At 67.5% G+C, this 9720-nt stretch carries 12 protein-coding genes; 6 read left to right on the top strand and 6 right to left on the bottom strand.

Features of this window, described 5'->3' with window-relative positions; genetic code table 11:
- Positions 1-427 precede the first annotated feature (427 nt).
- Both trxA and lgt read left to right on the top strand, forming a co-directional pair.
- On the top strand, positions 428-817 hold the full coding sequence (gene trxA, locus ABUA28_RS10455) for a thioredoxin (protein WP_349904117.1): 390 nt from the start codon (positions 428-430) through the stop codon (positions 815-817).
- 126 nt (positions 818-943) lie between these two features.
- Positions 944-1972 (top strand): prolipoprotein diacylglyceryl transferase, encoded by a 1029-nt coding sequence (gene lgt / locus ABUA28_RS10450; RefSeq protein WP_349904116.1) that lies wholly within the window; start codon positions 944-946, stop codon positions 1970-1972.
- Between the two features lie 30 nt (positions 1973-2002).
- Here lgt and ABUA28_RS10445 read toward each other — a convergent pair whose 3' ends face one another.
- Positions 2003-2335 carry a cupin domain-containing protein gene (locus tag ABUA28_RS10445; protein WP_349904115.1) on the bottom strand — a complete coding sequence of 111 codons (333 nt, stop codon included), beginning with the start codon at positions 2333-2335 and terminating at the stop codon, positions 2003-2005.
- 66 nt (positions 2336-2401) lie between these two features.
- Between ABUA28_RS10445 and ABUA28_RS10440 the strand changes: the two genes are divergently transcribed.
- Positions 2402-3331, top strand: a complete 930-nt coding sequence (locus ABUA28_RS10440) for an ATP-grasp domain-containing protein (RefSeq protein ID WP_349904114.1) — start codon at positions 2402-2404, stop codon at positions 3329-3331.
- 71 nt (positions 3332-3402) lie between these two features.
- Positions 3403-4089: an endonuclease/exonuclease/phosphatase family protein gene (locus ABUA28_RS10435; RefSeq protein WP_349904113.1), complete on the top strand. Its 687-nt coding sequence runs from the start codon at positions 3403-3405 to the stop codon at positions 4087-4089.
- A 12-nt stretch (positions 4090-4101) separates the two neighbouring features.
- On the opposite strand, the gene ABUA28_RS10430 is transcribed toward ABUA28_RS10435, so the two are convergent.
- The 3 genes from ABUA28_RS10430 to ABUA28_RS10420 form a co-directional block, all read right to left on the bottom strand.
- Positions 4102-4920 (bottom strand): DarT ssDNA thymidine ADP-ribosyltransferase family protein, encoded by an 819-nt coding sequence (locus ABUA28_RS10430; protein ID WP_349904112.1) that lies wholly within the window; start codon positions 4918-4920, stop codon positions 4102-4104.
- A gap of 57 nt (positions 4921-4977) precedes the next feature.
- Entirely contained in the window at positions 4978-5406 is a 429-nt protein-coding gene (locus ABUA28_RS10425) for a DUF2510 domain-containing protein (protein ID WP_349904111.1), read from the bottom strand.
- 186 nt (positions 5407-5592) lie between these two features.
- Entirely contained in the window at positions 5593-6210 is a 618-nt protein-coding gene (locus ABUA28_RS10420) for an NADPH-dependent F420 reductase (RefSeq protein WP_349904110.1), read from the bottom strand.
- A gap of 90 nt (positions 6211-6300) precedes the next feature.
- Here ABUA28_RS10420 and ABUA28_RS10415 point away from each other — a divergent pair, with 90 nt between their 5' ends.
- Complete coding sequence (locus tag ABUA28_RS10415; protein WP_349904109.1) at positions 6301-6780, top strand: MarR family winged helix-turn-helix transcriptional regulator; 480 nt, start codon at positions 6301-6303, stop codon at positions 6778-6780.
- A 14-nt stretch (positions 6781-6794) separates the two neighbouring features.
- Here the strand turns inward: ABUA28_RS10415 and ABUA28_RS10410 are convergent, their stop codons facing one another.
- Together ABUA28_RS10410 and ABUA28_RS10405 are read right to left on the bottom strand one after the other, a co-directional pair.
- Positions 6795-7166 (bottom strand): hypothetical protein, encoded by a 372-nt coding sequence (locus ABUA28_RS10410; RefSeq protein WP_349904108.1) that lies wholly within the window; start codon positions 7164-7166, stop codon positions 6795-6797.
- 28 nt (positions 7167-7194) lie between these two features.
- Positions 7195-8058 (bottom strand): 3-methyladenine DNA glycosylase, encoded by an 864-nt coding sequence (locus tag ABUA28_RS10405; protein ID WP_349904107.1) that lies wholly within the window; start codon positions 8056-8058, stop codon positions 7195-7197.
- Positions 8059-8153: 95 nt separating this feature from the next.
- On the opposite strand from ABUA28_RS10405, the gene ABUA28_RS10400 reads away from it, so the two are divergent.
- The gene (locus tag ABUA28_RS10400) at positions 8154-9584 is read left to right on the top strand and encodes a phytoene desaturase family protein (RefSeq protein WP_349904106.1); all 1431 of its coding nucleotides are present in this window, start codon (positions 8154-8156) and stop codon (positions 9582-9584) included.
- Positions 9585-9720 lie beyond the last annotated feature (136 nt).

Below are 9720 nucleotides of genomic sequence, written 5' to 3'. Positions count from 1 at the left end.
AATCAAAAACCCCGTAATTCCGGGGAATCGCTTGTACCCCATGTCCCCCATAAAGCTGACACCCGCCCGGGGGCGCCCCCTTTTGGGGGCAGACGCGGGGTGTGTCGCACACTATCTTCTAAATATGCACTAGCCGGGGGGCTAGGGACGACGGAGGCAGCAAGTCCGTAGGTCGAATCGCGGGGGTGATTCGGCTCAGTGAACGGCCAACCGGTCACCGTCGCCCTGCATCATTTTGAGCCGCCGGTCGGATCCCAGGGATCCGGCCGGCGGTTCCCATTTAATCGCCGGATCGATGGCCCGGGCGTGCACTCCGCGGGGCCCGCACGCCCGATTCTGGGTATCTCCAGAGAATATGAGCGTGGAGTTACGTGTTGAATGGGTCGATCACATCATTCGGCACCACCGATCTGACTGAGGAGGCTCCATGCCTACCGTTACCGTGACCAGTGACACCCTGGACCAGACCATCACCGACAACGAGATCGTGCTTCTCGACTTCTGGGCCGATTGGTGCGGACCGTGCAAGCAGTTCGCGCCCGTCTTCGAACAGTCGAGCGAGGTGAACAGTGACGTCGTTCACGGCAAGGTGGACACCGAGGACCAGCAGCAGCTCGCTGCGGCCGCGCAGATCACCTCGATTCCCACGCTCATGGCCTTCAAGAAGGGCGTTCCCGTGTTCCGCCAGTCCGGCGCCCTTCCGCCCGCAGCGCTGGAGGATCTCGTCAAGCAGCTCAAGGAGCTTGATCTGGAGGCCGCGCTCGCGGCAGCGGAGGCTGCAGAGGCGGCCGACGGCGGCGCTTCAGCGGAGAACTGATTGCGTCGGCGCGGGCCCGATCGGGATCCACTCGGGGCGTGCGCTTCGCGTCTGATGAGCTTTGCGCCGCATAATGGAGTTCGAGCTTGCCGCGCGGCGGGCATCTGACCTGAGGATTTCACCCCGATGCACATTCCGCTGTCCACACTTCTGACGCTGCCCACGAGCATCCCGAGCCCGGACCCCGCACTGGCACAGTTCCAGATCGGGCCGTTCGTCATCCATACCTACGCCCTGTGCATTCTCGTGGGGATCTTCGCGGCGGTGATGATCACCTCGCGCAGGCTCACCAAGCGTGGTGCGGAGCCCGGCATCGTGATCGACATCATTCTCTGGGCTGTGCCCATCGGCATCATCGGAGCGCGTTTCTACCACGTGTTCACACACGGAAGTGACTACTTCTTCCCCGGCGCGAACCTGTGGAACGTCTTCGCGATCTGGGACGGCGGCAACGCGCTCTACGGCTCACTCATCGGTGGGGCGATCGGCGCGTACATAGGATGCCGCCTCTCGGGCATCCGGTTCTGGGCCTTCGCAGATGCACTGGCTCCGGCGATGCTCGTCGCGCAGTCTCTCGGACGCTTCGGGAACTGGTTCAACCACGAACTGTTCGGCCTTCCGACGACCCTGCCGTGGGGCCTGCAGATCGAGTCGACGAACCCGAAGTTTCCTGCTGGCCTGCCGGAGGGCACCCTGTTCCACCCGCTCTTCCTCTACGAGATCATCTGGAACCTCATCGGCGTCGCCATCATCCTGCTGATCGAGCGCAAGATGAAGCTGCAGTGGGGCAAGGCCTTCGGCGTCTACCTCATCTGGTACGGCCTCGGCCGCAGCTGGCTCGAGTCGATCAGGATCGACCCGACGAGCGATGTCTTCCTCGGCATCCCCGCCAACGTCTGGGCGTCGTTCATCGCGATCATCCTGGGCATCGTGCTCATCGCTGTGCAGACGCGGCGGCACCCCGGCTTCGAGCCCTCGCCGTATCGCCCAGGGCGGTCGCGGCGGGTTGTGGCTTCCGCACCCGCGGAGGATGTCTACGGCGATGAGCCGGAGGCTGAATTGGTTGCGGCTGCCGCGACGACGGCCGACGTTCCCGCCAAGGCCGTGGCCAAGAAGTCGGCAACTCCTCGAAAGAGGTCGGCAGCGAAAGACTGACCGCGATCGGGGTGGGTTCTGCGGGGCGGTTCAGCCCAGCAGCGTCAGCATGAGACGTGAGTCCTCGAGCGCCTCGACCGCGTGCGGGAGGCTCTCGTCGAGTCGCATGAGGCCGCCGGGAACGAGCGTCGTCTGCTTGCCGGCGGCGGTGATGACAAAACGGCCGTCGAGCGCCTGAAGCAGCAGCTGCTTGGGTGCGATGTGTTCCTTCAGCACCCAGCCGGACTCGAACGCGAGAACGATGACGCGAACGCCCGGTGCGGCGAGCACCGTGCTGTGGCCGAGCTTGCCCGGGATGACGGGCGCGAGCTCGAAGAGATTGTCGCGAACGGTGAGTGGGGCTTCAGAAACGGGGATGTCCATGTCTCCACGCTAGACCTGCTGCGGCTGTGGATCGAGCGGCCCGACGGCCCTGTTAGCCTCGGAATCATGCCCAGGATCGCGTTTATCAGCACAGACCCCGACTTCATCGGGCATGACGACTCCGATCTCGCGCCGCTGAGTTCCGCCGTGCGGGCACTCGGGCTCGAGGCCTCCGTACCCTCCTGGCGGGATGCCTCCGTCGACTGGTCGGAGTTCGACCTCGCCGTCATGCGCAGCCCGTGGGACTACGCGGGTGCGCTGCCGGAGTTTCTCGCCTGGCTCGACCGCGCGGGTCGGCAGACGCGCATCCTGAACACGCCGGAGGTTATCCGCTGGAATCTCGACAAGCGATACCTCGGGGAACTCGAGGCCAGGGGAGTGGCCATCGTGGAGTCGCACTTCTGCGACGCTGCGGGAGAGGTGGAATCTGCTCTCACGCGGATCGGATCCCCACGCGTCGTGGTGAAGCCCACGGTGTCGGCAGGCTCTCGAGACACGGGGCTGTTCGAGCGGAGCGATGAGCGTGCCCTGCGGCTCGCGGAGCACATCCTCTCGCTCGGCAAGACGGTCATGGTGCAGCCGGCGATCGACAGTGTTGCGAAGGTGGGAGAGCAGGCGCTCGTGTATTTCGACGGCCGCTTCTCGCACGCGCTCACGAAGGGCCCCATTCTCGATCTCGGCGGTCAGTTGCTCGGCGGACTCTACCGGGAGCAGATCTCGGCGGCGGAGGCCACGCCGGAGCAGCGCGCGCTCGCGGAGAGCGCCATGACCGTGATGACCGCGCTCTTTCGCGAGCGCGGCATTGCCGAGGAGGCCGTCGTTCCGCTCTATGCACGGCTCGACATGGTGCAGACGGAGTCCGGTCCGGTGCTTCTGGAAGCCGAGTTGTTCGAGCCGTCATACTTCGTACACACGGCCGCGGCATCCGAGCATCGCTTCGCCTCTGCACTGCTCGCGCGCCTCGCAGGACACACCGCGGCCACGCTGGTGGTGTAGCGCTCCAAGCGTGCGCTCACCCCGGCAGCATAGGCTGGGGCTGCAGTTCCGTAGAAGTGAGGCAGAGAGTTTTGCGAGTCATCAGCTATAACCTTCGCAAGGATCGTGCCAGTAGCGAATTGCTCACCATCACCCAGAGCTTCGAGCCGGATGTGCTGTGCCTCCAGGAGGCGGACACGTCCATGCTGCCCGAGGTGCTCGGCCCGCTGCGGCTCGCGAACTCTACCCTGCGCAACCGACTCGGGCTCGCCCTCTACTACCGCGACGACCGTTTCGCCTCCATCGACACCCAGAGCTTCGAGTTGAAGAAGTCACTGCACGATCGCATCCTGAAGCCCGCGCACGAGCGGCTGATCGGCATGCGGATGCGCGACCTGGCCGAGAACCGCGAGCTCGTGATCGCGTCGTTCCACGCGGCGCCGCTCACCGCGAGCAACTCGCTGCGACGCCACCAGATCACCGCCGCGCACGAGCAGTTGCGCGCGCTCGGTCCCGGGCTTCCGACACTCATGGTCGGCGACTACAACTACCCGGTGTTTCAGAACAACCTGAACGAGCGGATGCTGCACTCCGGCTACAACCTCACAGTGAGCGACAGCAGAACCTACACGCGGTACAAGTTCTTCCGCGGATACTTCGATCTTGCCACCTCGAGCGGGCTCGACATCGACAGTGTCAAGACCTTACCGCGCGGCACCTCGGACCACATGCCCATTCTCGTGACCGCCACCTACAGTGAGATGGACTCGGCGGCGTAGCTCGCGGGGTCGTCAGTCCGCGGTGGGTACCGCGAACCACGGCGGGTGCACGGCGACCCTGGGCTGGAACCGCGACCCGGCGAGGATCGAGCGCACGGTCGCTCTGGCCTTCTCGTGGGCGACCCCGATCAGCGTGATGGCCTCGAACGGTACGGCGCCGTGCACGAGGACCTCGGCGCGCAGCACCATGCCGTCGTCGCTGGCGAGCATCCGTCGCAGTGATCGCTCGGCGTCCTCCCGCGTCGTCGCGTAGCGGGTGCGGGCATCCGCCGCGTCTCCGTCGGCAACGATCGGATACGGCAGGTCCTGCGGCGCAATGCGCGCGAAGGTTGTGACGAGCACGACGAACTCTGCGGAAGGGAGGGTGCGGGCCGCCCGGGTCAGGCGCGGGTCCGGCGTGCCCGCCCGCATGCCCGCCCAGACATTGGCGTCCGGGGAAAGGAAGAATGGAACATAGTCGGCCACGGTGCCGGCCGCCCCGGCGATCGTGGCCGCACGCCTGGCCTCACGAGTGTCAGGGGACGAGATGTCGATCTCGGGGCGAGCATCCCAGGTCGTTGCAGCATCGGCGTGCAGCACGCCGTCCACGAGCATCCCGGTCAGGTTGTCGAGGTGCGTGAGGTGATGCACGCGCTGCTCGGACAGGATGACCGGCTTGGCCTTCGACGCGGCACCGGCGATTCGGCGAGGCGTTGCGGTGCCGCTGCCCCCGGATCGCGGCGCTCGCGCCCTGGGTGCGCGGGCGGCCGAGATGCTGGGAGCTGGGCGGGTCTTCGGGGTGCAGATGTCACAGCGGTCGATGGGCAGTCCGTGGATGCATTCGTCGGTCACCTTAAGACTTTACGTTGCGCGGAGACCCTGCTCGCACCACGAGTGACCAGCCACCGCTCAGCGAGCGAGGGTGAGCAGCGAGAGCAGAACGGCGTTCGCTCCGGCGAGGCCCGCGAGCAACACGACGACGATGACGGGAACCCTCGGTGTCGTCGAGGTGACGGGCACACCGGGCAGGGGGGAGGACCCGGTGGCCGCTGAGTGGCGGGGCGAGGGAACAGCCTGGCTCGGCTGTGCGGTCTGTGTGCTCTGCGGCGCATCGTCGATATCGACGGGCGTGGCGATGGACGAGGTATAGAACTCTGTCCAGGCCGCACCGTTCCACCAGCGTCGCTGCGCGGGGTTCTCGCGGTCCGGGTACCAGCCGGCGGGGATGCGGTGAGCGACGATCGAGTCTATGACCGGGCGAGCCGTCGTGGAGGGCGCGGAGCCTGAGGGCACGGCCGAGGCGGGCGTCGCGCTGACGAGCAGTGTGCTGACAGCCATGACCCCTCCTTCCGCAGGTGCCTGAAGGGTGCACGACACATCCCCCACCCGTCACCGTACGCCGGGGTGAACATCCGCGCCTGCCCCATTTCGCGGGGGATGCACGGGCATTCAGGGGATGAACAGAGCCCGTCACCGAACGGATGTCGGTGACGGGCTCGTGGTCGATCTCGGGCGCAGGTGCCTTTACGCGGTCAGCGCGAAGCCACCGGTCCAGGAGGTCTTTTCCTGGGCGGCGAGAGTGAGCTGCAGGAAGCCGAGCGACTCGAGCTCGCGAGCACGCTTGAGCGAGCCCGCGTCGACGGCCTTGAGCCCGCCATCCGTCACGATCGTCGCGAGGGCTGCCTTCGCGTCCGCGTCGTCGCCCGCGATGAGCACCGAGGTCTTCTCGCTGCCGACGCTGCCCCCGTGGAGGGTTGCCGCGAAGTTGGTGTTGAACGCCTTCAGCACGGAAGCGTTCGGCGCGATGGCGGCGATCACCTCGCTGTTGGAACTGTCCGCGGGCACGACGAGCGAGTCGAAGGTGGCGAAGTCGACCGGGTTGGTGATGTCGACGATGGTCTTGCCATCGAGCTGGCCCGCGTAGTTCGAGAGCACCTCTGCGACAGCGGGGTGGGGGAGTGCGAGCACGACGATGTCGCCGGTGATGGCGTCACCGATGGTTCCCGCTGTCGCGCCCTCCGAGACGGCGGCAGCCTTCGCTGCATCGCGTGCGAGCAGCTGCACGTCGTTGCCTCCGGACAGCGCGAGCTTCGCGATTGCGCCGCCCATGTTGCCTGCTCCGATGATGGTGACCTTGGCCATGATGTTCTCCCGAGTGATGGAAATTAGTTGTTGATACAAGTGATAATACTCTTTTTACTTGAAGCGTCAAGTATTTGGTAGACTGCAGTCATGGTGAACACGAAGTGGCTGAGCGCGGAGGAGATGACGGCGTGGAGGAAGTTCGTCGCCGTCGTCCAACTGCTGCCGGGAGCGCTCGATACGCAGCTGCAGCGCGACGCCGACCTCAGCCACTTCGAGTACTTCGTGATGGCGATCCTCTCGGAGGCACCGTCGCGCACACTGCGGATGACGAGTCTCGCCCTCGAGACCAACGCGACCCTTCCGCGCCTGTCGCACGTCGTCGCGCGCCTCGAGAAGCGCGGCTACGTGAGACGCAGCCCGTGCGAGGAGGACCGCAGGGCGACGAACGCGACGCTCACCGCATCCGGTTGGGAGAAGGTGGTTGCCTCGGCACCGGGTCACGTCGGTGCCGTGAGGGACGCCGTCATCGATCCTCTCGACGCCCGAGACATCGCCGACCTCGATCGCATCATGGGGCGGATGCTCGCGAGGCTCGACACGGAGGGTCGCCTCTCGGCGTCGCAGTAGCTGCCGCAGTCGGGTCAGAGCCCTTCGGCGACCTCGTCCACGATCCCGACGAAGCGGCTGCCGATACCGTCTACCTCGTGTCGGTAGGTGTTCGCGGCGGGCGCGGGCAGCTCGCTCGCGAGGTGGCGGCTGCAACTCAGGTAGCTGAAGGCCGGCCACCACTTCTTGGGGCGCGCGGCCTCCTCGAAGCCACAGACGTCGCACTTCAGCTGCACCCAGACCGGCTTCCTGCCGGTGCGGTTCGCTCGCGACTGCGCGAGCCAGGCTGGCGGGTTCGTGTCGAGCTCCGAGAACTCTTCCTCGGAGAGGCGGTTCGGGATACCGTGCCTCCGGGCCATTTCCAGCGGAATGTCCAGCCGCAGCGCGGCCTCGTGTCTGGTAATCATCGTCCTCAAGAGTAGGTGCTGGGCGGGCCTACGCGGGCAGAGCGGCGACGAGGCGGTCGCGCAGTTCGTTCGCGCGTGCGGCGAAGGCGCGCTGCTGGCGTACGTACTCCGCCTTGCCCTCCGCTGTCTCGACCGCGATCGGCTCGTATCCCCACGCGCTGAGGTCGTATGGCGATGCCCGCATGTCGAGAACGCGGATGCTCGCAGCCAGCTCGAACGCATCCAGGAGGAGTTCGCCCGGAACGAGCGGGCCGAGCTTGACCGCCCACTTGTAGACGTCCATGTTCGCGTGCAGGCATCCGGGCTGCTCCAGCACGGGCTGGTTCTCGCGGGTGGGGCGCAGCCGGTTGAGCGGCGCGGCCTCCGGCGTGAAGAAGCGGTAGGCATCGAAGTGACTGCAGGAGATGCGCGCGCTCTCGACCACGGCATCCGTGTCGCCCTGGCTGAGCCGGAGCGGCACCTCGTGCCTGTGGTCGCCCTGCCGGTAGACCATGGCCCACTCGTGCATGCCGAAGCATCCGAAGTTTGCCTCGCGGTTCGCCGTCGCGTCGAGCAGCGAGGTGACGAAGCGGATGCTCGCACCCCTGGACTTGAGAAACGCGGTGGTGTCGACCCGCAGGGCGTCACCCTCGGCGAGGTACCACTTCCACCCGGCGCGCTCTGTGCTCGTCGCGCCCTCGAGCGCGACTCCGGCCCCGGGGTGCCAGCGACGCAGCAGCCGCGGAGGGGTGGGGTAGTAGGTGAAGAGAAAGTCTTCGACCGGATGTGTCTGCCCGGTGCCCGCGCGCTGCCGCCAGCCCGCGCTGAGCCGGTCTGCGCGCTCGCGGTGCGCCTCCTCGCGCGCACGCCACTCCGCGGGGGCAAGCACTGTCGCGTCCGTGAGGGTGGCCATGCAACGAGGCTAGCTGCATCCGGTGGGCGCGCGGCTCGCCGCTACCGCACCACGGCGCGCCGCTCGGTCGCGGGCAGGGGTGACAGACTGGAGCGATGATCGACGTCACGGTCGTGGGCAGCGGACCGAACGGCCTCGCGGCCGCGGTGACCGCGGCGCGCGCCGGTCTCGGCGTGCGGCTGCTCGAGGGAGCGTCGACGCTCGGCGGCGGTCTGCGCACGAGCGAGCTGACGCTGCCGGGCTTCCGTCACGACGTGTGTTCAGCCGTGCATCCGGCGGCGATGGCGTCCCCGTTCTTTCGGGAATTCGGGCTGATCGACCGGGTCGACTGGATCGTTCCTGAGATCTCCTACGCGCATCCGCTCGATCACGGCGAGGCGGGCATCGCCTGGCGCGACCTCGATCGCACCGCGGAGTCACTCGGCCGGGACGGTCGGGCCTGGCGCGCGCTGCTCGAGCCGCTCGTGCAGCGGGTCGACGGGGTCGTCGACTTCACCGGATCGCAGCTGCTCCGGATGCCGAGGGACCCGATTGCGGCCCTGCGCTACGGCCTTCGTGCGCTGGAGCAGGGCACCGCCCTCGGCGACCTCCGCTTCCGCGGTGAGGCTGCCCCGGCGATGCTCACCGGCGTCGCCGCCCATGCGAGCGGACGGCAGCCCTCGCTCGCACCCGCGGGAGCGGGGCTGCTCCTTGCGACTCACGCGCACGCGGCGGGCTGGGGTTTTCCGGCCGGCGGCTCGCAGGCGATCGCGGATGCCCTGGTCGCCGACCTGCTGGCCCACGGCGGCACCGTCGAGACCGGCGTTCCCGTCGACTCGCTCGCGCAGCTCGAGCCATCCCGTGCGACGCTGCTGGACACCTCGCCGAAGCTGTTACTCGGTGGCGAGCTGCCCGCGCGGTATCGCCGCGCGCTCGGCCGCTACCGTTATGGCCCCGGCGTTGCCAAGGTCGACTTCGCGCTGGCCGGGCCGGTGCCGTGGTCCAACGCCGAGGTACGGCGCGCACCCACGGTGCACCTGGGCGGCACGAGGGCCGAGATCGCGGCGAGTGAGAACGCGGTGGTGCGGGGGAGTGTTGCGGAGCATCCGTACGTGCTGGTCACCCAGCCGAGTGTGCTCGATGCGACGCGCGCGCCGGAGGGCAAGCACGTGCTGTGGGCGTACATCCACGTGCCCTCCGGCTCGACGCTCGACGCGACCGAGCTGGTCACGGCGCAGGTGGAGCGCTACGCTCCGGGGTTTCGGGGCCTGGTTCTCGCAAGCGCGGCGAGCACCGCGACGGAGCTCGCCGCGTACAACCCGAACTACGTCGGCGGAGACATCTACAGCGGTTCGCTCGACCTCAGGCAGCTTGTGAAGCGTCCCGTGGTCTCGACGACGCCCTGGCGCACCCCGATCGACGGCGTCTACCTGTGCTCGTCGGCCACGCCGCCGGGCCCTGCGGTGCACGGGATGAACGGCTGGTATGCCGCGACCCTCGCGCTGAAGGAGCGCTTCGGCATCACCGAGCCGCCCGCGCTGCGCTGACCCCTGCTGCCGATTGCAGCTCTCGCGTCCCTCGCGGCGGGAGAAGGCGGCTCGTGGCGGGAGTTGCAACTCCCTCCGCGGGACCATGTCTCCCTCCGCGAGGCGACATTGGTTGAGCGTGACCTCGTCGCGTAGC

The organism is Parafrigoribacterium humi, from assembly GCF_040227205.1.
GTDB classification, from domain to species: Bacteria; Actinomycetota; Actinomycetes; order Actinomycetales; family Microbacteriaceae; genus Parafrigoribacterium_A; species Parafrigoribacterium_A humi.
This window is presented reverse-complemented; position numbering and strand designations above follow the sequence as displayed.